General features: G+C 68.3%; 23 protein-coding genes. 18 read left to right on the top strand and 5 right to left on the bottom strand.

The annotated features are described in order from the left end of the window. The first annotated feature begins 39 nt into the window (after window positions 1-39). The 16 genes from ACWGJP_RS03790 (at window position 40) to ACWGJP_RS03715 (ending at window position 14796) form a co-directional block, all read left to right on the top strand. Window positions 40-4551 (top strand): FtsK/SpoIIIE domain-containing protein, encoded by a 4512-nt coding sequence (locus tag ACWGJP_RS03790; protein WP_452328414.1) that lies wholly within the window; start codon window positions 40-42, stop codon window positions 4549-4551. 105 nt (window positions 4552-4656) lie between these two features. Next, complete coding sequence (locus ACWGJP_RS03785; protein ID WP_452328413.1) at window positions 4657-4953, top strand: WXG100 family type VII secretion target; 297 nt, start codon at window positions 4657-4659, stop codon at window positions 4951-4953. 118 nt (window positions 4954-5071) lie between these two features. After that, complete coding sequence (locus tag ACWGJP_RS03780; RefSeq protein ID WP_452328412.1) at window positions 5072-5296, top strand: hypothetical protein; 225 nt, start codon at window positions 5072-5074, stop codon at window positions 5294-5296. Continuing rightward, window positions 5293-6999 (top strand): ABC transporter substrate-binding protein, encoded by a 1707-nt coding sequence (locus ACWGJP_RS03775; RefSeq protein WP_452328411.1) that lies wholly within the window; start codon window positions 5293-5295, stop codon window positions 6997-6999. The genes ACWGJP_RS03780 and ACWGJP_RS03775 overlap by 4 nt, the downstream gene beginning before the upstream one ends. 82 nt (window positions 7000-7081) lie before the next feature. Beyond that, entirely contained in the window at window positions 7082-7783 is a 702-nt protein-coding gene (locus ACWGJP_RS03770) for a WXG100-like domain-containing protein (protein WP_452328410.1), read from the top strand. After that, the gene (locus ACWGJP_RS03765) at window positions 7783-8358 is read left to right on the top strand and encodes a scabin-related ADP-ribosyltransferase (protein WP_452328409.1); all 576 of its coding nucleotides are present in this window, start codon (window positions 7783-7785) and stop codon (window positions 8356-8358) included. Before ACWGJP_RS03770 ends, ACWGJP_RS03765 begins: the two co-directional genes overlap by 1 nt. Beyond that, entirely contained in the window at window positions 8358-8948 is a 591-nt protein-coding gene (locus tag ACWGJP_RS03760; RefSeq protein WP_452328408.1) for a type VII secretion system-associated protein, read from the top strand. The genes ACWGJP_RS03765 and ACWGJP_RS03760 overlap by 1 nt, the downstream gene beginning before the upstream one ends. Window positions 8949-9109: 161 nt before the next feature. Continuing rightward, a complete protein-coding gene (locus tag ACWGJP_RS03755) occupies window positions 9110-9361 on the top strand; it encodes a hypothetical protein (RefSeq protein WP_452328407.1) in 252 nt (83 codons plus the stop codon). Window positions 9362-9476: 115 nt separating this feature from the next. After that, window positions 9477-10184 carry a WXG100-like domain-containing protein gene (locus ACWGJP_RS03750; protein ID WP_452328406.1) on the top strand — a complete coding sequence of 236 codons (708 nt, stop codon included), beginning with the start codon at window positions 9477-9479 and terminating at the stop codon, window positions 10182-10184. Between the two features lie 3 nt (window positions 10185-10187). Beyond that, on the top strand, window positions 10188-10820 hold the full coding sequence (locus tag ACWGJP_RS03745) for a hypothetical protein (RefSeq protein ID WP_452328405.1): 633 nt from the start codon (window positions 10188-10190) through the stop codon (window positions 10818-10820). Between the two features lie 96 nt (window positions 10821-10916). After that, window positions 10917-11618: a WXG100-like domain-containing protein gene (locus tag ACWGJP_RS03740; RefSeq protein ID WP_452329489.1), complete on the top strand. Its 702-nt coding sequence runs from the start codon at window positions 10917-10919 to the stop codon at window positions 11616-11618. Further along, window positions 11618-12178 (top strand): GH-E family nuclease, encoded by a 561-nt coding sequence (locus ACWGJP_RS03735; RefSeq protein WP_452328404.1) that lies wholly within the window; start codon window positions 11618-11620, stop codon window positions 12176-12178. The genes ACWGJP_RS03740 and ACWGJP_RS03735 overlap by 1 nt, the downstream gene beginning before the upstream one ends. A gap of 29 nt (window positions 12179-12207) precedes the next feature. Further along, window positions 12208-12789 carry a suppressor of fused domain protein gene (locus ACWGJP_RS03730; RefSeq protein ID WP_452328403.1) on the top strand — a complete coding sequence of 194 codons (582 nt, stop codon included), beginning with the start codon at window positions 12208-12210 and terminating at the stop codon, window positions 12787-12789. Window positions 12790-12801: 12 nt separating this feature from the next. Further along, entirely contained in the window at window positions 12802-13488 is a 687-nt protein-coding gene (locus ACWGJP_RS03725; RefSeq protein WP_452328402.1) for a hypothetical protein, read from the top strand. A gap of 149 nt (window positions 13489-13637) precedes the next feature. Next, complete coding sequence (locus ACWGJP_RS03720) at window positions 13638-14360, top strand: hypothetical protein (protein ID WP_452329488.1); 723 nt, start codon at window positions 13638-13640, stop codon at window positions 14358-14360. Beyond that, window positions 14350-14796 carry a DUF6630 family protein gene (locus ACWGJP_RS03715; protein WP_452328401.1) on the top strand — a complete coding sequence of 149 codons (447 nt, stop codon included), beginning with the start codon at window positions 14350-14352 and terminating at the stop codon, window positions 14794-14796. Before ACWGJP_RS03720 ends, ACWGJP_RS03715 begins: the two co-directional genes overlap by 11 nt. 6 nt (window positions 14797-14802) lie before the next feature. On the opposite strand, the gene ACWGJP_RS03710 is transcribed toward ACWGJP_RS03715, so the two are convergent. Further along, window positions 14803-15273, bottom strand: a complete 471-nt coding sequence (locus ACWGJP_RS03710; RefSeq protein WP_452328400.1) for a dehydrogenase — start codon at window positions 15271-15273, stop codon at window positions 14803-14805. A 51-nt stretch (window positions 15274-15324) separates the two neighbouring features. Then, window positions 15325-16314 (bottom strand): malate dehydrogenase, encoded by a 990-nt coding sequence (locus ACWGJP_RS03705; RefSeq protein WP_452328399.1) that lies wholly within the window; start codon window positions 16312-16314, stop codon window positions 15325-15327. A gap of 34 nt (window positions 16315-16348) precedes the next feature. Between ACWGJP_RS03705 and ypfJ the strand changes: the two genes are divergently transcribed. Together ypfJ and pip are read left to right on the top strand one after the other, a co-directional pair. Next, window positions 16349-17224, top strand: coding sequence for a KPN_02809 family neutral zinc metallopeptidase (gene ypfJ, locus ACWGJP_RS03700; protein WP_452328398.1), 876 nt, complete (start codon window positions 16349-16351; stop codon window positions 17222-17224). Window positions 17225-17277: 53 nt separating this feature from the next. Beyond that, window positions 17278-18243, top strand: a complete 966-nt coding sequence (gene pip / locus ACWGJP_RS03695; RefSeq protein ID WP_452328397.1) for a prolyl aminopeptidase — start codon at window positions 17278-17280, stop codon at window positions 18241-18243. A 253-nt stretch (window positions 18244-18496) separates the two neighbouring features. Here the strand turns inward: pip and ACWGJP_RS03690 are convergent, their stop codons facing one another. Genes ACWGJP_RS03690 through ACWGJP_RS03680 form a run of 3 tightly spaced genes read right to left on the bottom strand, consistent with a single transcriptional unit; the run spans window position 18497 to window position 22036 of the window. Beyond that, a complete protein-coding gene (locus ACWGJP_RS03690; RefSeq protein ID WP_452328396.1) occupies window positions 18497-20287 on the bottom strand; it encodes an aldehyde dehydrogenase family protein in 1791 nt (596 codons plus the stop codon). A 59-nt stretch (window positions 20288-20346) separates the two neighbouring features. Continuing rightward, window positions 20347-21756 (bottom strand): MFS transporter, encoded by a 1410-nt coding sequence (locus ACWGJP_RS03685; RefSeq protein ID WP_452328395.1) that lies wholly within the window; start codon window positions 21754-21756, stop codon window positions 20347-20349. Between the two features lie 19 nt (window positions 21757-21775). Beyond that, window positions 21776-22036, bottom strand: coding sequence for a glutaredoxin domain-containing protein (locus ACWGJP_RS03680; protein WP_452328394.1), 261 nt, complete (start codon window positions 22034-22036; stop codon window positions 21776-21778). Window positions 22037-22100 lie beyond the last annotated feature (64 nt).

The raw sequence follows: 22100 nt of genomic DNA, 5'->3' as shown, positions 1-22100 counted from the left end.
GATGACGGCTGAGAGGCCGATCGGAACCAGGGGAGACGAATGAGGCTCAAGCTGACCTTGCACCGCCAGAGCGGTGATCCGGTCGACATCGTGATCACGACGGACTCCACGGCGACCGCCGGCGATGTGGCGCGCCATGTCGCAGAGGCCGATCCGACGCGTGCCACCCCGGTCGCCGAAGGCGATGTGGTCACCCTCGCGGTGGCCCCGCCCACGGGTGAGCGCCTCGTCCCTCTGCAGCCGGACGTCCCGATCGGCGAGGCCCCGATCGGCTCCGGTTTCGCGGCCTCGATCGTCAACTACGGACCGGACCACGTCGTCGCAGGACGGCGCGAGACCGTCGGCATCCTCCGCGCGACGGCCGGAGAGCTCTCCGGCCAGGAGTATCCGATCACCGCGGGTCATGTGTTCCTCGGACGCGACGCGGGCAACGATGTGGTGCTCGCCGATCCCATGGCGTCCAAGCGGCACGCCAGGCTCGAAGTGGGCACCCACATCGAGCTCGTCGACCTCAACTCCGCGAACGGCGTGCTCGTCGACGGCGTGGCCGTCCAGCGCGTGCGGATCGAGGAGGGGGAGCCGTTCGTCATCGGCGGGACGACGCTGGAGCTGCGTCTTGCCAGGTCGTTCGACGGCTCGGCCTCCGAGGAACCGGTGATCGAGCGCGGCGGCGGTCTGATGTTCAACCGCAGCCCCCGCGTGGAGGTGCGCTATCCGGGCACCCGCTTCAAGATGCCGCGCCTGCCCGCCGAGAAGATCGGCAAGATCTTCCCGTGGCCGATCATGGTGGCCCCGATCCTCATGGGCATGGCGCTGTTCGCTCTGAACGGCAACCCGCGTTCTCTGCTCATGATCGTCATGACTCCGCTGATGGCCTTCGGAAACATCATCAACCAGTCGGTGCAGAGCAAGAAGAGCGAGAACCACGAGTTCCTCCTCTTCGAGCGCCAGTACGAGCAGCTCGAGGAGGACTTCTTCCGGGGCAAGCCGGAGGAGGAGGCCGCGCGCAACGCCGAGGCGCCGCCCGTCGCCGAGGTCTTCGATCAGGCGATGCGGTTGGGGCCCATGCTGTGGACCCGGCGTCCTGAGCACTGGAACTTCCTCGGCCTCCGGCTGGGGAGCTGCCGGCTCCCCGCGCGCAACCAGATCGACGATCAGGAGGCCCCGGACGGGCTTCCCGAGTTCATCGACAGGGTCGATCGCCTCCGCGAGCGCTACGAGTACGTCGACGACGTCCCCGTCTTCGACCTCCTCGCCGACGCCGGTTCGGTGGGCATCTCCGGCTCGCCGGGGCCGGTGGCCGATGCGATGAGGGGGATCGCGGTCCAGCTGTTCGGGCTGCATGCCCCCAACGACCTCGTCGCTGTCGCGTTCTCGGATGCCGGCTGGACACCGGAACTCGACTGGCTGAAGTGGATGCCGCACACGTCCGCCGAACGCAGCCCGTTCCAGGGCGTCGCGCTCGCCGATACGGCTCCGACGTCCGCGGCCCTGCTCAGCATGCTGGAGGACTACGTCAAGCGCGCCGTCGGCGACGGCCCGGACGGCGAGCCGCGCGGGCCCTTCAAAGAGGAGTGGAATCCGCTGCTGTACGGGACGGACGTCTCCCGTGCCGCGAACGAGCATCAGAAGACCCCGAAGCTCTCCGTCGTCGTCTTCGTGACCAGCGATGCCCCCGTCGACCGCGGACGCCTCACGGACGTGCTCGAGCGCGGAGCCGACCACGGCGTGCACGCCGTCTTCGTCTCGCCGACGGTCGAGTCGCTGCCGGCCGTCTGCCGCAGCTACATCGATGTCACCACGGGTCTTGCGGACGCCCAGGTGGGCCTCGTCCGCAACGGCGAGGTCTTCGAGCACGTGCAGGTGGAGGGCGTCTCGAACGCCTACATGAACATGCTCGCCCGGCGTCTGGCTCCGGTGGTCGACGCCAGCACCGTCGTCCACGACGCGTCCGACATCCCGGGATCGGTGATGTTCCTGCAGCTCGTCGACCCGGCCATCGCCGAGGACCCGAACGTGGTCATCGAACGCTGGCGGCAGAACAACACCATCATCGACCGGACGCCCGCCCCGCGTCCGCGATTGAAGAAGGCGGGCACGCTGCGCGCGATCATCGGTCAGGGCGCCAGCGACGCCATGGCGCTCGACCTGCGGACCCAGGGCCCGCACGCCCTCGTCGGCGGTACGACCGGTGCAGGCAAGTCCGAGTTCCTCCAGGCGTGGGTGCTCGGCATGGCCGCTGCGCACAGCCCGGACCGTGTGACGTTCCTCTTCGTCGACTACAAGGGCGGATCGGCGTTCGCCGACTGCGTCGAGCTGCCGCACTGCGTCGGCCTGGTCACCGACCTCAGCCCGCACCTCGTGCGTCGAGCGCTGACGAGCCTGCGAGCGGAGCTGCAGCACCGCGAGCATCTGCTGAACCGGAAGAAGGCGAAGGACCTCCTCGAGCTCGAGAAGCGTCAGGATCCGGAGTGCCCGCCCGCGCTCGTGCTCGTCATCGACGAGTTCGCCGCGCTCGCCTCGGAGATGCCGGACTTCGTCGACGGCGTCGTGGACATCGCCCAGCGCGGTCGCTCTCTGGGCATCCACCTCATCATGGCGACGCAGCGCCCCGCCGGTGTCATCAAGGACAACCTGCGGGCGAACACCAACCTGCGCATCGCGCTGCGCATGGCCGACGAGGCGGACTCCCGCGACGTCGTCGACGACGCCGTCGCCGCGAGCTTCTCGGCGGCCATCCCCGGTCGTGCGATCGCGAAGACCGGGCCTGGGCGGCTCGTCCCGTTCCAGTCCGCCTATGCGGGCGGCTGGACCACGGAGGACGAGTCCGGAGTCGCAGACGTGCGCGTCTCGGAGCTGCGCTTCGGCGCCACCGCCGAGTGGGAGCCCGACCGCCCTGCGGAGTCCGATGCGCACGAGGAGGACCTCGGTCCCAACGACCAGAAGCGGATCGTGTCGACGCTGATCAGGGCGAGCGACGCCGCACGGCTGCCGCGCCCTCGTCGCCCATGGCTGGACGATCTGGCGCCTCTGGTCGATCTGCAGGATCTGGCGCACGACGGCGATACGCGCATCCCGCTGGCCCTGCTGGACGTCCCGGAGGAGCAGAAGCAGGAGGCCGCCGTCTTCGTCCCCGACCGCGACGGCTCACTGGTGATCTACGGCACCTCCGGCTCGGGGAAGTCCACCCTGCTCAAGACGATCGCGACTTCCGCGGGCATGCGGCCAGAGCTCGGCCGTGTCCAGGTGTACTGCCTCGACTTCGCGAGCGGAGCCCTCGGCGTGCTCAGCGCCCTGCCGCACGTCGGCTCCGTCGTCGACGGTGCGGACGCGGAGCGCATCCAGCGCCTGCTGCGGACGCTGGACCGCGAGCTCGACCGTCGTGCCGCGCTCTTCTCGGCGGCCAGCGCCGCCTCCGTGCAGGAGTACCGCGACATCGCCGACAAGCGGATGCCGCGCATCCTCCTGCTCATTGACAACTACCCGGAGTTCAAGAAGGATTGGGAGATGGCCCCTGGTCGGGGCCCGTTCTACCGGATCTTCATGCGGATACTCGGTGAGGGACGCACGCTCGGCGTGCACACCGTCATCACCGCCGATCGCGGCAACGCGGTGCCCAGCGCCGTCGCGTCGAACGTCTCCCGCCGCGTCGTGCTGCGGATGGGGGATCCGAGCCAGTACATGCTCCTGAACGTGCCGCGCGACGTGCTCGACGAGCAGTCCGCGCCGGGGCGCGCCGTCATCGACGGGCACGAGGCGCAGATCGCGGTGCTCGGCGGCACCATGAACGTCGTCGAGCAGACCAAGGCCCTTCGGGCGCTCGGCGATCGCCTGCGCGCGGACGGCGTCGGCGACCTGCCCGAGATCGGCGCACTGCCCACGATGGTTCCCGTCACGGAGATGCCGGCGACGGTGGGCGGGAAGCCGGTGTTCGGCGTCGCGGACGAGTCGCTGGCTCCCTTCGGCTTCGAGCCGATCGGCTCGTTCATCGTGACCGGCCCGCCGGTCTCCGGCAAGACGAACGCGCTGAAGGCCCTCATCATCGCGATGGAGCGCTTCGACCCGAGCATCCGGCTCTACCACTTCGGCAGCAGGCGTGCGGAGCTCAAGGACTTCCGGCCGTGGGTCAAGAGCGCCACGCGTCCTGACGACGAGAAGGCGCTGGCCGAGGAGCTGTCCGAGCTCGTGCTGCGCGACGTCCAGGAGGGGCGCATCCTCATCGTCATCGAGGACATCCCGCACCTCGCGGACAGCACCGCCGATCGCGCGATGCGGGCCCTGCTCCAGGCGATGAACAACAGCGACCACATGCTCATCGGCGAGGCGGAGATCACCCGCGCCAGCGGCAGCATCGGTGTGCTGGGCGAATGGAAGTCCGGTCGCCAGGGCATCGCCCTGAAGCCGGAGACCTACGACGGCGAGTCGCTGTTCAAGATGCCCTTCAGCCGGATCAAGCGCTCCGACTTCCCCGTCGGGCGCGGGATCATGGTGCAGGCAGGCCAGGCGATCACCACCCAGGTGCCGTTCGTGCCGGCCGGCACCGATGGGTAGGGGTGCATGGGTAGCGCTCCCCGTTTGCCGGGCGCGCAACATTGGCTAACCTCGTGGATAAGAGGCCGAGCGGCCTGAAGACGACGAAACCTGGAGGCGGTTCTCATGGCCGGACATGACTTTGGTGCAACATACAGCGAGATGGAGAGCGCTGCGCAGCGCCTGCGTGACGGTCGTCAGACCGTCACCGACACCCTGAAGGAGCTGCAGGGCATCATCGATGACCTCGTGCAGGACGGGTTCAAGACCCAGAACGCCTCCGAGGCGTACTCCACGGCGTACAACGAGCTGACGACCTCGCTCGATGACGCGTCCGAGGCCGTGAACGACATGGCCGACGCGCTCGACAAGATGGCTCTGCAGATCCAGGACAACGACGCGGGCATGGCCGGCGGCGTCTGAGCCCACACCGACGGCGGAGGCCGCGGCGACAGTCGGGGGACTGGAGTCGCGGCCTCCGCCGTGTCAGGCCCACCGGGCCGCCGCATAGAATCGGCACCATGATCGGAGAGCAGAACTGATGAGCGAGTCGCGGAGCTATTACTGGTTCAACCTGTCCACCCAGTCGGTTCAGGAGGCGGACGAGCGCCCCTCCGAGGACACGATCGGCCCGTTCGCCACGTACCAGGAGGCGGAGGAGTCCCCCGCGGTGCTGCTTGAGCACGCGCGCGCCTGGCTGGAGAGCGAGGAGAGCGAACCCTTCCGCGCGCTCGCGGAAGCAGAAGGCGACATCGAACTTCCGTGAGGGCGACGGGGGGCATCCGTGCGGCCGCGGCATCCGCCGTGCTCGTGCTCGTCGTCGTTCTCGCCGCATGCGCGCCTGCGCTGCCCGATTCCGTGGTGCCTGGGACGAGCATCACGGTGGGGTGGGCGCAGGAGCTCACGTCCCTGAACGCGGCCGCTGCGCCGACGCCGGGGAACGTGGACATCGCCGAGACCATCCGTGCCGGCTTCGGCGACATGGTCGATGGGGCATTCATCGCCGATGAGGGGTTCGGGACGGCATCCATCGTGGAGGAGGAGCCGTTCACCGCGCGCTACGACCTGGCGGAGCCGGTCTGGTCGGACGGGATCCCTTTGGACGGCGCGGACCTCATGCTCGGCTGGGCGGGTCGCGCCGGGTACTTCGCGACGGACGAGGAGGGCGCACCCATGGAGCGCGACACCTCCGCCCCGGTGCCGGTGCTCGACGAGTTCGCCCGGTCGATCGACGTGACCTTCACGACCCCGGACATCGGATGGCAGCAGGCGGTGGACGTCCCTGTCCCTGCCCATGTCGTCGGCCAGCGCGCCTTCGACATCGATGATCCGATGGAGGCCAAGCAGGCGGTGATCGCGGCGATCCGCGATGGCGATGCGGATGCCCTGGACGCGATGACGGCCGTGTGGAACCAAGCTTTCGCGATCGAGGATCCCGCGGACATCCCCGCCGAGCTGCTGCTGTCCAGCGGCGCCTATCTCATCGATGAGATCGCCGCGGGCGAAGAGGGCCAGACGGTCACGCTCGTCCCGAACACGTCTTACCGAGGGCTCGTGGGCGCTCAGGTCGCGCGGATAGAGCTGGTGCCCGCCGGTGCCGATCCGGTGGCTGCCGTCGGACAGCTGGTCGACATCGCACAGGTGGCGCCGGTCGCGGCCAACCGTCAGGCCGTCCGTGACCTCGAGCGCCAGGACTTCACCGTCGCGACGACCCATGACGGCACGCTCTGGGCACTGATGCTCCGCCCGTCCGGCGTGTTCACCCGCGTGGACGCGCGCACCGCTTTCCTTCGCTCCGTGCTGCCGAGCACATTGGCCGACGGCGGTGGCGGGTCATGGGCATCCGCGTACACGGCCACGACATCGATGCTCTCGGCTCCCGGATCCCGCGCCTACGACATCGTCAACGAGGACTCAGGGTTCGCTCGCACCCTCGGCACACCAGCGGAGGACCCCGTGCTCGACCGGGAGCGGGCCGGTGTGGGCGCCGACCGGGGCATCTGCGTGCTGTACGACACGACGAGCGAGTTCGCCTCCGGCGCGTTCGCCGCTCTGCGCACGGCCGTCGCCGAGGCCGGCTGGAAGATCGTCGACTGCGGGAGCGATGACGTCGAGTCTGCGTACGCCGCGGGCCGGGGGGACGCTGTGATCCGTCAGGTCGCGATCCCGCAGACGCCGGAGGAGATCGCCGCGCAGTGGGGCACCGGCGGTGCGGCATCCCTGACGGGTCAGACCGATCCGCAACGGGATGAGCTCATCGGACAGCTGGCGCAGACCACGGACATCTATGAGGCGAGGGACGTCCTGGCCTCCATCGAGGGGACCATCGTCCGCGCTGCCGTCGCGCTGCCCATCGCGGTGAACCCCCGTGTCACCATCGTCGATCGCGACGTGACAGGTGTCACACCGCGGACCGGAGCGCTCGCTTCGCTGACGTACGCCGTCGTCCAATGGGCGGCCGTGCCGTGATCGGCGGGAAGTGGGTGGTTCTCCCCATCGCGACAGGTCGGTCGCGGCCCGTAGAGTCTTCCGAGGAGGTTGTGCCGTGGGAATGATGTTGCCGAATGAGCTCATCTGGGTGATGGAGAAGCTCGGGTTCGAGTGGCCGGATATCGATGAGGACGAGGTTCGCAAGGGTGCCGTTCTGGTGCGCAACCTCGGAACCGACCTCGAGTCGGTGATCCAGGCCGTGGATCGGAGAGTGAACTCCGATCTGGGCAATGCGCTCAGGGGCAAGACGGGGCCTGCGACGTTGAGTGCGTGGAATGCGAATCGGTCGCAGAATCTGCAGAAGCTGGTGGACATCATGCCGCCGGCGGCGACGGCGATGGATATCGGTGCGGATGCGATCTTCGGTTTGAAGATGAAGGTCATCGTCGATGTCACGACGACCCTGATCACGCTGGTGGCGATGCTGACGAACCCGATCACGGCGGCGGGTTCGGGGCCGATGCTGCTGATCAAGAAGAAGCTACTGAACGCGGCAGTGGACATCGTTATGGAGCAGCTGATCGCGCAGCTGCTCCCGATGGCGATCGAGCCGATGGCGGAGCAGCTCCCCGCGGTGATCGACGCGATCCTGGACGCTCCGATGGTGGAGGGTGCGGTGGGCGACTCGGACGAGTTCTACGCGGACCTCGCGGCTCTGGAGGACGCGCAGTCCGCGATGAAGCTCCATGGCGATGACATCTCCACGGTGACATCCACGTTCTTCGCGGAGTTCTCCGCGCTCGATTTCGGGGGAGACGCCTGATGGGTATGGGCATCGGCAAGCTGTTCAAGGACCTCTGGCAGGCGGTCGTGAAGGGCGGCAAGGACGCGGACGTCCGGCTGCCCGAGGTGACGCGCAAGCTCGACGATCACCTCGAGGACATCAAGCAGAAGGTGAGGCTCCTCGACGGCACGGAAGCCCCGGATCTGACGGGGTACAACACGAACCGGGTGGATCGGACGACCACCGAACCGCTCTACCGCTTCGACACCCGCAGTCCCGATGACATCTTCGACTCCGGTTTCCAACCCTGGAATCGGAGCGACAACGACTATCGTGCCTTCGTGACGCGAAACACGCCGTCCAACTTCGTCTCTACCACCAGGGATCCGGATCTTGTATGGGGCGGCAACTACCGGTACACCATCAACGCCCCAGGTGGCATCGATGCCGACGCAACCATTCCGGATAACCCTCACGGGCCGACCACGTTCACGCCGGAAAGCGAGATCACCTTCCAGGGCGGGGTTCCCACCGAGTTCATCGTCGGTGTGCATAGGGTCGTCGATGGGAAGCCGACGGACTGGATCCCGAATCCGAACTATGGTGGTGCGTGATGAGTGATCTCGACATGGACGGCACAGAACCGCACGTGAACCGACCCGCGACGCCGCCGATCACGGATGCGCTCCGTGCTCAGGCACGAGCCAACCCCGGCGGGTGGGTGTACGCGATCGACCCGGAGTTCGACGGGAGCGATGGCGTGCCACCTGAAGGCATCATCGGAGCGTGGCGATCGAACGACGCCGGCGAGCTGAGCGAGGAATTCACTCCCAATCCGCGGTACGTGCCGTCACCGGCGGGGCGTGGCTGGCCGGCGCCTACCACGGATCTCGAGCGCGTGCTGCAGCTCGCGCGCGCCGGACACGTGAAGAGCGAGCAGTTCGAACGGGCGTTCGCCGATGCCGAGGTCGTGATCCTCTATCCATCGGAGGGCGGCACCGTGCTGTTCGATGCGAAGGACGGCGGGCAGCTCGCCTACGCGTTCACCGACGTGGAGAAGGCCGCCGTCTCCGGGTACGCCGAGTTCGCGACGGTGCACGGGCGCGATTTTGCCGCATCGCTGCCCGAGGGTGTTCGCATCGCCCTCAACCCGTGGACCGAGGTCGCCCTGGTCATCGATCCGGCGGACATCCCGAAGACATGACCGGAGGGTCGCGCACGATCCAGGTCCGTCGCGAGGGAATCGATCGAGCTGCCACGGCGACGTGGCAGTTCCATGCGCCGCGCTCGTGGGTGGTGACCCTTCACTGTGCGGCGTTCGGCACAGCAGAGGCGACCGCCTTCGACGCCTTTGAGGCTCTCTGCATGGTCCGAGAAGAGCTCGAGCCGTTCGGGTGGCGGATCGGGGTCGCCGGCGCGCAGGCTGACGTGTGGCCGAGCGGCATGGCCAGGGATCAGGGTGCTGGGCTGAAGGCCTATCGGATCACACCGGAGCAGGTCGAAAAGCTCGTGGACACGTTCGAGCCGGTGGATCCGTCGACGGTGACGACCGTCGCGGTGCAACGGGCCGAGACGGAACGGATGCTCGAAGAGATCAGTCGTCGGCTGCGCGGCTGAGCCTGTTGAAGGCGCCGCGCGCTCATCCACTCTGGGCTGAAGTCCCCATGGGCTGAACTCCCCATGGCCTTCCCGTCGACCGGACGAATAGCTTCGTCGCAGGAGGGTGGTCGACATGGGAATGATGTTGCCGAATGACCTGATCTGGGTCATGGACAAGCTGGGGCTCGACTGGCCGGACATCGATGAGGACGAGGTCCGGAAGGCCGCGGTCTACCTGCGGGGGTACCGCGACGACATGGAGACGCTCGTCCAGACGGCGGATCGGAGCATCAACGGAGTGATCGCCGGCGCGATGCAGGGGCAGGCCGGCGCTGCGCACGTCGCAGGGTGGAATCGCAATCGTTCGGAGAACGTGCAGCAGCTGCTCGACCTGCTCGGCCCCGCCGCGGTGGGCATCGACCTCGCCGCCAACATCGTGGCGGCTCTCAAGGTCAAAGTGATCATGGAGATCACCGCCACGGTGATCCAGTTGATCCCCTTGCTCGCGGCGGGTCCCCTGGGCGCGGGAGGAGCCGCAGTGCTGATCCTTGCGCGGAAGAAGCTCTTCTCCATCGCCATGGAGCTGACGCTGGAGAAGGTGCTGGAGGAGGTTCTCCCGCTGGCGGTGGAGCCGATGGCGGCCCAGGTCCCTGTGCTGGTCGCGGCGTTGCTGGATGCTCCGGTGGTCGAGAGCACGGTGGGGGACGTCGATGACTTCTACGCCGACCTTCAGGCCTTGGAGTCGGCGGCGGAGGAGATGGACGCCCATGCCGCCGACGTCGAGGACCTCACGGATCGCCTCCTCGCCGATCTCGCCAACCTGCAGCTCACGGGGGACTGAGACATGATGCTGAAGAAGCTGATCCGCGACATCGTGGACGCCGCGGACGGTGCAGGCCGGGAGTTCAAGCAGGGCTTCGCTGGCGCGTTCCGCAAGCGCGGTGGCAAGCACAGGGCGGATGCTGACGCGATCAGGGGCCTGGACAGGAGGGCGGCTGCGCAGACCCCGCGGCACAGGGCAGACCGACGCCCGGTGTCTCACGCGAAGGACTACAACATCCTCCTCGACGTTTCCAGGGGGATCGAGACGCTCGGCCGCGCACCGCGGCACTCCAACCCGGACTACAACGTCATGCGCGACCTCGGCGGGGCGGCCGGCCAGGCTGTCCGGGATTTCCCGAAGGAGGTCCTCGGCGAGGTCAAGGGGATCCCGAAGAAGGCTGCCGAACAGCTGGTCGACGAGTTGTTCGAGATGGCGATCGGACAGAGCAGCCCCGACGAATACGGAGAGAAGCCCGGTGACATGCGGATGCTCGCACCGGAATCCGAGACCGCGCAGCTCACGTCTCTCAAGAACGACGAGGTCGAGACCCGTTTCGACCTCGACCCAGGAACGCTCGACGGCGCGGACGTCGAGGTCGTCCCTGTCGACGGCACGCCGTTCGTCAGCATCGAGATCGATGTGCCGGGCAGGTGATCGCCATGCGCCGGAGGGGGCCCGAGGGGGAGCGCTACCCATGGTGCGGACGTCGGCGGGATCGTACAGTCGTCGCAGGAGGTGGGCGCCGTGGGAATGATGTTGCCGAATGAGCTCGTCTGGGTGATGGAGAAGCTCGGGTTCGAGTGGCCGGATATCGATGAGGACGAGGTTCGCAAGGGCGCCACCCTGGTGCGCACCTTCAGCTCCGACCTCGAGTCGGTGATCCAGGCAGTGGACAGCAAGATGAACGGCGACCTGGGCAACGCGCTCAAGGGCAAGACGGGTCCTGCGATGTTGAGCGCGTGGAACTCGAATCGTTCGCAGAATCTGCAGAAGCTGGTGGACATCATGCCGCCGGCGGCGACGGCGATGGAAATCGGTGCGGATGCGATCTTCGGTTTGAAGATGAAGGTCATCGTCGATGTGACGACGACGCTGGTCACGCTGGTGGCGATGCTGACGAACCCGATCACAGCGGCGGGTTCGGGGCCGATGCTTCTGATCAAGAAGAAGCTCCTGAACGCGGCGGTCGACATCGTGGTCGAACAGCTCATCGCGCAGTTGGCGCCGATGGCGATCGAGCCTTTGGCGGAGCAGCTGCCTGCGGTGGTGGATGCGATTCTGGACGCTCCGCTGGTGGAGGGAGCCGTGGGGGATTCGGACGAGTTCCATGCCGACCTCGCCGCTCTCGAGGATGCGCAGTCGACCATGAAGCTGCACAGCGCGGACATCTCCACGCTGACGTCGACGTTCTTCGCGGAGTTCTCCGCGCTGGATTTCGGAGGTGATGACTGATGAGCGCGATCAAGCCCGTCATCCGGGAGCTCAAGCAGGCAGGCGTCAAGGGTCTGCGCCACATGGACGAGAAACTGCACCAGGTCGGGGACAACATCGCCGAGGGTATCGACGATGTCGTCAAGAAGGTCAAGGGTCAGGACCGGTTCGACGATCCCACGGGGAGCAGCACACCAGGCAGCGGCCAGGACGGGCCGCTGCGCGATGATCGAGGCCGCTTCGCGCCGAACCCGGACAGCACGAGGGACTCGACGTACGATCGCCCGAGCGGTTGGCGCGCGGGGATGCGGGATCGTGTCTGGGACGACGCGATGGGCCGAGACGGGATCGTTCGCGACCCCGTCTCCGGGGATCCGCTCAACAAGAACGAACCTTGGATCATGGGGCATGCGCCCGGGTACGAGTTCCGTCATCATCAGCGCTCGGCGCAGGAGCGAGGCATCACTCGCGAGCAGTTCCTCGAGGAGTACTACACGATGATGCAGTACCGACCGGAGTCGCCGCACACGAGTTCGAGCGGTAGTCATGAACTAGGCTGGGATGACTATGTCGGGCCGTGAATCGGCGCAGGATCGCCGAAGGAGATGATGTGATCAATCCGTACGAGATCGTCGCGCGAGTCCTCGCAGGCTTCCAGGCTGAACCCGGCGAGCCCCCGACCAAGCGCAGCACCGTCGACGAGTCGCGCGCCGTCGGCGTGCTCCTCGTTCCTGATTGCCCGGTACGGGGCGTCGACTCCTGGGCGACGGTCGAGGCCAGCGCGTTCGAGACGCCTTTCCGGACCCCGGACGGACGCGGTGTGCGCGTCGAGTTCGTGGCTGCCGTCGATGCCAGACTCGACCGATTCGGCGATGCCGTCGCTGCCGCGGCCTTCGCCATCGATCCGGCGAACGATGTCAAGCCGGGCACCGTGTACCGAGATGCTGTCTCCAAGATCTACGCATCAGCGACGACACCCCATCTGTTCTCCGTCTCTCCCTTCGTCTGGGGGGCGAACTTCGTGGCTTACGACGACGAAGACGTCCATGTGACGTGGTTGCAGCTCGTGCCGATCACTCAAGCCGAAGCGGCGTTTGTCGCAACCAACGGCCCCGCCGCGCTCGAGGACGCGTTCATGCGTGCTCAGCCCGATCTGTTCGCCGTCGATCGCGGCAGTGTTCCGCTGGACTGATCGGAGTATCGTATGCAGGCCGTCTTCACGGATATCGTCAACGGCGATGAGCAGAAGGTGCGAGAGCGGATCGCCAAAGATCCGTCGCTCGTCGACGCCGTCGCCACCGGGCAGCCCAAGCAGTACGCCGGCCAGTCCGCGCTCCAGGTAGCGATCCGTTCCGGGGCGTTCTCCATTGCGATGTTCTTGCTGGCGAGCGGGGCCGATCCGAACTTCGCGGATACCGGATCTCCGAGTGGTTGGGCCAAGTCCGTGCTTCACGATGCGTTGGCGGCAGCAGTCAAGCGATCGCGCTGGGTGCGTCTGTCCGTGACCGGCTCGTCCGAGAAGCAGTGGCTTCCGGTGAACAGCCTGGAAAGCGCTGACGCTGCTTTCCAGGTGCTCATCGCACTGCTGGACGCGGGTGCTGACGTCCATGCGGTGGATTCCAAGGGGACCACGCCGCTGGGCCGGGCTGCCAGAGCGGCCCAGGAGGTGCTGCCGCGGCGTCGAGATGATCAGCCCGATCGCTCGGACGACAAGCCGTTGAATGCGGAGCTCGTGGCGGACCTCGCTCGGATCTTCGGCGCCCTGGTGGCCCGTGGCGCGGACCCCGAGCGCGTCGAGCCACAGCTTGATATGAGCCTCGCCTACTATTACGAGCTCGAACTCGTGGGCAAGTTCCTCGCGGGGACGGTTCAGCCCGACACCGCTTCCTGATCGCGGCGTTGAGCGGGCTCCTCTGCCCCTCAGCGCCCCGCGCGGCGCCTCTCCGTGGCAGGATGGTCTGCCGAGGGGGTCGTTACGTGACTGATGGGAATCCGGCAGCGGAGCTCGATGTAAGCGCGACGAAGACGGAGGGGCAGCGGATCGCACCGTTGCGCCTGGAGTTCGCGGGGGAATGGCAGGATGTGCCGGCCGGGAGGCCGTTCATCATCGGTCGTGAAGGCGACCTCGAGATCGACGAGAATCCGTACCTGCATCGTCATTTCCTGGAGCTTCAGCATCGTGACGGTCTGTGGTGGCTCGCCAACGTCGGCGTCCGTCTGGCAGCCACAGTGTCCAGCGCCGGCGGCGCGGTGCAGTCCTGGCTCTCACCGGGCGCGCGCATGCCGCTCGTCTTCGAGCGCAACGTCATCGTCTTCACGGCGGGACCGATCACCTACGAGTTCAGCCTGCACACCGAGGAGGCTCCTTACGAGGTCTCCCGCCAGGTGGAGATGTCGATGAGCGGGGAGACGACGGTCATGCCGGCCAGTTTCACACCGCTGCAGAAGCAGCTCATCGTCGCTCTCGCCGAGCCCATGCTGCGTCGAGAGGGCGTCAGCATGAACGAGCTGCCGTCGTCGAGCGACGCCGCCAAGCGCCTCGGCTGGACGATGAGCAAGTTCAACCGCAAGCTCGACAACGTCTGCGACAAGCTCGATCGGATGGGCGTGCAGGGTCTGCGCGGTGGACCGGGCAAGCTCGCGACCAATCGGCGCGCTCGCCTTGTCGAGTACGCCGTGACGTCTCAAGTCGTCACGAGGGCGGATCTCCCGCTCCTCGATGACGAGGCGCTGCGGAACCAGAGCGACGCCGATGGCGAGTGAGGCCGCGTCCGTCGCCTCGTGGGAGTCGCTGTGCCGGCTCCTCGACGACGACGAAGAACTGCTCGACGGCGTGCGGGCCGAGCTCGAGCGCGGCGAGGATGCGGATGCATGGGCCTCGCTGTTCGACGGCCTGGACGACTCGGGAGCGCTCGCCTATCTGGAGAGCACGGACACCGGAGTCGAGCTCGCGGACGCGCTCGCGCAGCTTCCGCGCATCTTCGCGACCGGCATCGATCTCGACCCCGTGGGCGACGTCGAAGACCTGGAAGCGGCGATCGCCGTCGCTGCTGAGATGCTCGTGGCGCACGGGCTCACCCTCGTCTACCTCGAGGAGGACCCGGACGCGCATCCGCTCGTCGCGGTTCCCGTCGACCGCGTCGAGCGGATCCTCGAGCTCACCGCCGCGCTGGGCGGAACGGCCAGGGCTTACGCCTGAGCGCGCTCAGCGCGCGACGTCGGCGAGGTGCCGGGAGTCCTGGCTCAGCACCTTCACCATGATGCCGCGCTGGCGCAGCTCGGCGACGGTGCGGCGCTCCTCGTCCCGGTCGCGGCCGAGGGCGTGGGCATTGGCGACCACGAGCACGTCTCCCTTGTGCAGCGTCGCGATGAAACGGGCGAGCCGGTCGCTCCAGCTCTCCAGGATCTCGGGAGCCGGGTGACGGAAACCCTCGATCGGCACCCCGAACCGTGTCAGCTCATCGCGCTGCGTCACCACGGGAGGCATCCCCTCGCGAGCCACGACCAGTCCGACGAGGCGTGATCCGTCGGGGCGTGCCGACCAGAAGTCCCGGTTCTGCAGGAGCTCCGTGAAGCATTTGGGGCATTCGGCCGCCGCATGCGGCAGATGCACGGGGCTCGTGAGAGCATCCTCGATGTGCACGGCCTCGGTCGTCAGGTCGTTCGTCTCGCTCATCGGCGCACCTCCGCGTTCCATTCTGCCCGAGGCGGCGGAGATTTGTGCGGGTCAGAGCATGCCGAGCGAGCGGACGATCTCCCTCTCCTCGACGAGTTCGGCCACGGATGCGTCGATGCGGGCCCTCGCCCAGGCATCGAGCTCCAGTCCCTCCACGATCTGCCAGCGTCCGTCGACCGCACGGACGGGGAAGGAGGAGACGAGACCCTCCGGCACCCCGTACTCGCCGTGCGAGACGACGCCGGCACTCGTCCAGTCCTCGGTACCGTGCACCCAGTCGCGGACGTGATCGATGGCGGCGTTCGCGGCGGATGCCACAGAGGAGGAGCCGCGCACGTCGATGATCTCCGCACCGCGCTTCGCGACCCGAGGGATGAAGGTGGTCTCCAGCCAGGCGGTGACGTCGCCGACGCGTTCGGCGAGAGCATCCGCCACCGGCCGTCCGTCGACGCTCGCGTGCGAGACATCGGGGAACTGCGTCGCCGAGTGGTTCCCCCAGATCGGCACACGGCGGATGCTGCGGACGGGCGCGTCCAGGGCGAGCGCGAGCTGCGCCCTGGCCCTGTTCTCATCCAGGCGGGTCAGCGCGGTGAAGCGATCCGACGGCACCCCGTCGGCGGATGCCGCGGCGATGAGGGCGTTCGTGTTGGCAGGGTTGCCGACGACGGTGACCCTCACGCCGGATGCCGCGTTCGCCGCGATCGCCGCGCCCTGCGGGCCGAAGATGCCGGCGTTGGCGGTCAGCAGGTCGCCGCGCTCCATCCCAGGGCCGCGGGGCCTGGCGCCGACGAGGAGCGCCAGGTCGCATCCGTCGAAGGCGATCGCCGGGTCATCGGTGACCTCGACATCTTCGAGCAGGCCGAAGGCGCCGTCCTGCAGTTCGAGCGCCGCTCCCTCGGCGGCCTTGATCCCCTGGGGGATCTCCAGCAGCCGCAGCCGGACGGGTTCATCCGCTCCGAGGAGATCGCCCGCGGCGATGCGGAACAGCAGTGCATAGCCGATCTGCCCGCCCGCACCCGTGATCGTGATCGTGGTCGCCATGATCAGAGCCTACGACCGCGCTACGCTCGGATCCATGACCTTCAAGCCCGATGCCGACATCTCCGGCCACTCCACGCGTCGCCGTGGACGCACCGCGGCCGCCGTGGGCGGCGGCGCCGTCGGCCTCGGCGCGATCGTCGTGCTCGTGGTGAGCCTGCTGTCGGGCGGCGACGTCGATCTGTCGGGCCTGCTCGGTGGCGGGACGACCGAGCCCGGTACCGGTACGAGCACGAGCGCGCCGGGCCTCGACCAGTGCGACACCGGCGCCGACGCCAACGAAGACGTCGACTGCCGCATGGCGGGAGCCCAGGTCGCTCTCGACGCGTACTGGGAGGAGCACGTCGACGGCTACGTCGCTCCGACCCTCACCGTCGTCGACGGATCGACCTCGACGCAGTGCGGCACGGCATCCAACGCCGTCGGCCCGTTCTACTGCCCGCCCGAGCAGGGCGTGTACATCGACCCGACCTTCTTCACCGTGATGCAGCAGCAGTTCGGGGCGTCGGCGGGCAACCTCGCGCAGCTCTACATCGTCGGGCACGAGTGGGGCCATCACATCCAGAACATCACCGGGACGATGTCCGACCACCCCAACGATGGAACGGGTCCTGGCAGCAGCGGCGTGCGCATGGAGCTGCAGGCCGACTGCTACGCCGGCGCGTGGATCGGCGACTTCGCCGAGCAGGACTATCTCGAGACCCCCACCGAGACTCAGCTCAGCGACGCGCTGAACGCGGCGCTCGTCGTCGGCGACGATCACATCCAGGAGATGTCCGGCTTCTCCAACCCTGAGTCGTTCACCCACGGCAGCAGCGAGAACCGTCAGTACTGGTTCGCGAACGGCTACCAGAACGGCCTCGGCGTCTGCGACACCTTCGACGCCGCGGTGGACATCGACCTCGTCTCGTGACGCGTACGCGGTAGCGTGGGGAATCACTGCAGGCTGGTTTTGCTCGGGGGTCGATGATGAACCTGGACGCTCTGTATCCGGAGATCGAGCCGTACGACAGCGGGATGCTGCTCGCGGGCGACGGTCAGCGCATCGCCTGGGAGGTCAGCGGCAATCCCGACGGCAAGCCCGTCGTCTTCCTGCACGGTGGACCGGGCGGCGGCACGTCTCCCTGGCACCGCCGCTTCTTCGACCCGGAGAGGTATCGGATCGTCCTGTTCGATCAGCGCGGCTGCGGTCGGAGCACGCCGCACGTGAGCGCCCCGGATGCGGACCTGCGCTTCAACACGACGCATCACCTCATCGCCGACATCGAGCTGCTGCGCAAGAACCTCGGGATCGAGCGCTGGCAGGTGTTCGGCGGATCGTGGGGAAGCGCCCTGGCGCTGGCCTACGCGCAGGCGCATCCGGATGCCGTCACGGAGCTCGTCCTCCGCGGGATCTTCACGCTGCGGCGTGCCGAGCTGGAGTGGTTCTACGAGGGCGGTGCCGCCGCGCTCTTCCCTGATCTGTGGGAGGGATACGTCGCGCCCATCCCCGTGCTCGAGCGCAGTCGGATGCTGGACGCCTATCACCGCCGCCTCTTCGATCCCGACCCGGCGGTGCACGGGCCGGCCGCACTCGCCTGGACGACGTGGGAGGCGTCGACGATCACGCTCCGGCCGGATGAGGGGACCGTCGCAGCGATGACGGAACCCTCGGCCGCGCTCGCCTTCGCACGGATCGAGAACCACTTCTTCGTCCACCGCGGTTGGCTCGCCGAGGGGCAGCTGATCGCGGGCGCCGATGCGATCCGCCACATCCCCGCCGTCATCGTTCAGGGGCGCTACGACGTCTGCACGCCGATGATGACGGCGTGGGATCTGCACACCGCGTGGCCGGAAGCCGAGTTCGTCGTGGTCGACGATGCGGGGCATGCCGCGTCGGAACCGGGCATCCAGGCGGCGCTGCGCGCCGCCACCGACCGCTTCGCCCCGTAGCCCCCTGAGCTTGTCGAAGCGTGCGGGGCCCGTTCCCTTCGACAGGCTCAGGGAACTCTGTTGGGCTGGGGGAATTGTGTTCGGCTCAGGGGTTGTTCGCGGGCGTTCTTCTCTGGTGCAGCTCGCTGAGCTTGTCGAAGCGTGCGGGGCCCGTTCCCTTCGACAGGCTCAGGGAACTCTGTGGGGGCTCAGGGAACTCTGTGGGTCTCAGGGAACTCTGTGGGTCTCAGGGAACTCTGTGGGTCTCAGGGAACTACGCGCGCAGCGCCTGGATCAGCGTCGCGATCAGACCGGGGATCCTCCCGTTCGCGCGGAACCTCGTGAGGCCCTCGCTCACGCGTGCGCCCGTCCGAGCCGAGACGAACCACGGCGGCTTCGGCAGGATCGTGAACCGGTCGCCCTGGCGTGCGAGTGCCCCGGGCATCCATCGCGGGAACGGGCGGAACGGGCCGCGCACCACGGATCGCTCCACGGCATCCAGCAGCAAGGCGTTGTGGACGACCCCGATCCCGCTGCCCACATCCTGAAGCGAGCCGCCGGGGAAGGCGCCCCAGGTGAGGGTGGGTGTGATGAAGCCGAACGCCGTCCACGCGTTCACCGCGATCGATCCGTAGCGGAGCTCGGTCAGGGCCCGCTCGAACCCGGTCCCCAGCTGCCGCTCGGTCACGGGATCGATGAGCAGGTTCGCGCCGAGGGTCCCCTGCAGCCGGTCGTTCGCGTGGGCGACCGCCGCATCCAGGAACTCCTGCCCGGTCCCGGCGACCTCGACCACACCCAGCACGGGGGCGAAGTACTCCGTGGTCTCCACGGCTGTCGCATCCCCGCCGTCGCCGACCTCGACGAGCAGCCGATCGCCGAGCGCGAGCGCGGCGGGATAGTCCTCCGCGGCGCGCCCCATCCTGGCATCCGACCCGGGGTACCAGATCGGACGCTCAGGGGCGCCCGCATACGCGCGGCGCAGCGCGGCGAGGAACTGCGCGCGCTGGGGCCAGTCGCTCGAGAGGATCACGACCTGACCCGCGATGCAGTTGTGGCCGCTGTTCTGCAGTCGCATGGTGGCGATGTGCTCGGCCTGGAAGCGCAGGTCGGCGTCTGTCCACTCTCCCGGCACCACGATGATCGGCGAGACGCCGCCCAGCTCGGCGGTGATGGGCTTCTTCAGCGACGGCCGGTTCTCACGGCGCCGACGGGCGGTCTGCGCGGCTCCAGGAGTGCCCCAGGCGATGGCGTCGAACGTCGCCGCAGAGCCGGTGATGTGCACGTGCGCGAGGTCCTTGTGGGCGGTGAGGTAGGCGCCGGTCGCCGGACCGCCCTGCACGATGCGCAGGAACCCCGGTTCGATGAGCGGCGCGAGGGCGCGACGGTAGACCGTGACCAGAGCGTCCTGCGTCGGGTTCACCTTCAGCAGCGCCGTCCTGTTGTGCGCCAGAAGCTCGTAGAGGACGTCCAGCACAGGGATCGAGGTGACATTGCCGGCGCCGAGCACGAGCCCCACCCCGCCGGATTCCGTCGGCGTGCGCTGCGCGAGACCTGCGGCGGCCCTCGCCTGCCGTGGTGTGACCCCTGGCTCCAGCCACACCTCGCCGGTGAATCCGGACAACAGCATCCGATCGATGCCGGTCAGCGGGAAGGCGTGCACCCGGGTGCGACCCCCTGGCGCGCGGTCGATGCGGACGTCGTCGAGCGGGTTGCGCCCCTGGGCGAGGCGCGTCAGCGTCTCGATGTACGCGTCCAGGGCGCCGAGGGTGCTGTAGGGGCCGCTGAGCCATTCCTCGCCGCGCAGGGGATGCCTGCCTGGCAGGCCCTTCGATGACGCGGCGGTGTGCGCCCAGTCCTCGGCCGCCGCGGCGACCGAGCGCCGTACGGCGCGCAGCAGCGTCGCGCGCTGAGCGAGGGACAACGCGGTCCAGCTGCGTGCGCCGACCTGGAGCTCGTCGATCGCGGCGTCGAGGGAGCGCTGCTCCCCGGCATCCGCCGCCGCCGCCTTCGGGGCGGAACGCGGAGCCTTGTCGGGGGCCGTCGCCTTGGCGGGCGCTGGTGTCATCGGCGTCTCCTTCGGGCAGGGGCTCCCAGCCTATGCCGATCGGCTGAGAGCGGCGCGGATCAGGTCGGGATGCTCGCCGCGTCGATGTCGACCCTGCGCAGCCGGTACCGCGACAGGGGGACGAGGCTCAGGGCCATGAGCGCCGCGGGGACGACGCTGAACGCCACGACGATCCCCGTGACGGCCGCGGCGGGTTGCGTCGTGGCCGAACCCGCGACGCCGGACACATACCCGGTCGCCGCGAGGACGAGCGAGACCGCTGTCGCGCCGAGCGCGAAGCCGACGGTCTCGCCCGCGGTCCATACGCCGGTGAAGGTGCCGGCCCTGCCCGCTCCCGAGGTGCGCTCGTCGTGCGAGATGACGTCGGGGAGCATCGCCATGGGGAGCGATTGAAGGCCAGCGTAGGCGATGCCGGCCACCGCCACACCGCCGTAGAGCCAGGCGCCAGGCGCCCAGATCGCGAGCGTGATCGAGGTCGCCGCGGCGAGGAACAGGATGCTCGCGAGGCCGAAGGCGCGCTCCTTGCCGACGCGGCGGGACAACGCCGTCCACGCGGGCGTCGCGATGAGGGCGGGGCCGACGAGGGCGACGAAGAGGATCTCGACGGCGGCCTCCGAGCGCAGCACCCAGGTGGCGACGTACTGGGCGCCGGCGAGCATCGTCCCGGTGGCGACCGCCTGCAGCACGAACGTTCCGAGCAGTGCGCGAAACGGTGCGCTGCGCCGGAGTGCCCCGATGCCGGCGGCGTAGTGCGCGCGGATGCCGGATGCGCTCGATGCCTGGACCGCGGCGTCCGGTGCACTCGCAGGGTCGTGGGGCTCGCGGCGGGTACGCGAGGCGGTGCGGGTGGCGATGAGCATCCCGACGCCGATCACGAGCCCGGCCACGATGCCCATCAGGAGGTAGCCGGTGACGGGGTCTCCGGTCACCCTGCGCAGCATCGGGCCTCCCGCGCCGAACAGGAGGATCGCGGCGGTGAGCACGACCACTCGCCAGCCGAGGAGACGGGTTCGCTCGTCGTACCCGTCCGTCAGCTCGGCGGGGAGCGCGACGTACGGCACCTGGAAGACGCTGAACGCCGTCGCGGTCGCGAGGAACGCGAGCAGCACGCTGATCGCACCGGCGATCGGGCCCCACGCCGGGGGCACGGCGAAGGTGAGCGCGAAGAACACGGGAAGGCTCAGCGCGCCCACGAGCATCAGTCCGCGACGCGAACCCGTGCGCGCCAGCTGCCGGTCCGAGAGTGCCCCGATGACCGGATCGATGAGGACGTCCCATACCTTCGCGGCGGTCACGATGAGGCCGGCGGCGAGGGCTGCGACGCCGAGGTTGTCGGTGAGGAAGTAGGTCAGCACCAGGCCGGGGAGCGTGGCGTAGCCTCCCGTGCCGAGGGAGCCGATGGCGTAGGCGGTGACGGTCCGCGCGGAGAGACGGGCGGATGCCGCAGAGGGCACGACATCGTGACTCATCGCGCCAGTGTACTGCGCCTCAGATCAGGGACAGCTCCCGCAGCTTCGCCTCGACGTCGGCGTTGGACGGCTCGACGTGGTGCGAGGAGTCCGGGTACAGCACCACGGGGATGTTCGTGCGCCCGGAGATCTCCTTGGCGACGTCGGCGGCCGCCGGGTCGGCGACCAGATCGACATAGGTGTACGCGATGCCCAGGTCGTCGAGCTGCTTCTTCGTGCGGATGCAGTCGCGGCACCAGTCGGCGCCGAACATCGTGATGGTGTCGGTCGAGGTCGTCATCGTTCCAGCGTACGGCCGTTTCACGGACATGGCGCGGTCAGGATCTTGCGTAATTAGGTAAGCC

It is taken from the genome of Microbacterium sp. NPDC055903, assembly GCF_053615555.1.
This window is presented reverse-complemented; position numbering and strand designations above follow the sequence as displayed.

Excerpts from the sequence above, each read along its gene's own strand:
- ACWGJP_RS03780 (WP_452328412.1), top strand. The coding sequence starts at position 5,072 with ATGAGCGAGTCGCGGAGCTATTACTGGTTCAACCTGTCCACCCAGTCG.
- ACWGJP_RS03740 (WP_452329489.1), top strand. The coding sequence starts at position 10,917 with ATGATGTTGCCGAATGAGCTCGTCTGGGTGATGGAGAAGCTCGGGTTC.
- ACWGJP_RS03750 (WP_452328406.1), top strand. The coding sequence starts at position 9,477 with ATGGGAATGATGTTGCCGAATGACCTGATCTGGGTCATGGACAAGCTG.
- ACWGJP_RS03685 (WP_452328395.1), bottom strand. The coding sequence starts at position 21,756 with ATGAGTCACGATGTCGTGCCCTCTGCGGCATCCGCCCGTCTCTCCGCG.
- ACWGJP_RS03715 (WP_452328401.1), top strand. The coding sequence starts at position 14,350 with ATGGCGAGTGAGGCCGCGTCCGTCGCCTCGTGGGAGTCGCTGTGCCGG.
- ACWGJP_RS03705 (WP_452328399.1), bottom strand. The coding sequence starts at position 16,314 with ATGGCGACCACGATCACGATCACGGGTGCGGGCGGGCAGATCGGCTAT.
- ACWGJP_RS03765 (WP_452328409.1), top strand. The coding sequence starts at position 7,783 with ATGGGTATGGGCATCGGCAAGCTGTTCAAGGACCTCTGGCAGGCGGTC.
- ACWGJP_RS03770 (WP_452328410.1), top strand. The coding sequence starts at position 7,082 with ATGATGTTGCCGAATGAGCTCATCTGGGTGATGGAGAAGCTCGGGTTC.
- pip (WP_452328397.1), top strand. The coding sequence starts at position 17,278 with ATGATGAACCTGGACGCTCTGTATCCGGAGATCGAGCCGTACGACAGC.
- ACWGJP_RS03790 (WP_452328414.1), top strand. The coding sequence starts at position 40 with ATGAGGCTCAAGCTGACCTTGCACCGCCAGAGCGGTGATCCGGTCGAC.
- ypfJ (WP_452328398.1), top strand. The coding sequence starts at position 16,349 with ATGACCTTCAAGCCCGATGCCGACATCTCCGGCCACTCCACGCGTCGC.
- ACWGJP_RS03710 (WP_452328400.1), bottom strand. The coding sequence starts at position 15,273 with ATGAGCGAGACGAACGACCTGACGACCGAGGCCGTGCACATCGAGGAT.
- ACWGJP_RS03680 (WP_452328394.1), bottom strand. The coding sequence starts at position 22,036 with ATGACGACCTCGACCGACACCATCACGATGTTCGGCGCCGACTGGTGC.
- ACWGJP_RS03785 (WP_452328413.1), top strand. The coding sequence starts at position 4,657 with ATGGCCGGACATGACTTTGGTGCAACATACAGCGAGATGGAGAGCGCT.
- ACWGJP_RS03690 (WP_452328396.1), bottom strand. The coding sequence starts at position 20,287 with ATGACACCAGCGCCCGCCAAGGCGACGGCCCCCGACAAGGCTCCGCGT.
- ACWGJP_RS03760 (WP_452328408.1), top strand. The coding sequence starts at position 8,358 with ATGAGTGATCTCGACATGGACGGCACAGAACCGCACGTGAACCGACCC.
- ACWGJP_RS03745 (WP_452328405.1), top strand. The coding sequence starts at position 10,188 with ATGATGCTGAAGAAGCTGATCCGCGACATCGTGGACGCCGCGGACGGT.
- ACWGJP_RS03735 (WP_452328404.1), top strand. The coding sequence starts at position 11,618 with ATGAGCGCGATCAAGCCCGTCATCCGGGAGCTCAAGCAGGCAGGCGTC.
- ACWGJP_RS03755 (WP_452328407.1), top strand. The coding sequence starts at position 9,110 with ATGGTCCGAGAAGAGCTCGAGCCGTTCGGGTGGCGGATCGGGGTCGCC.
- ACWGJP_RS03725 (WP_452328402.1), top strand. The coding sequence starts at position 12,802 with ATGCAGGCCGTCTTCACGGATATCGTCAACGGCGATGAGCAGAAGGTG.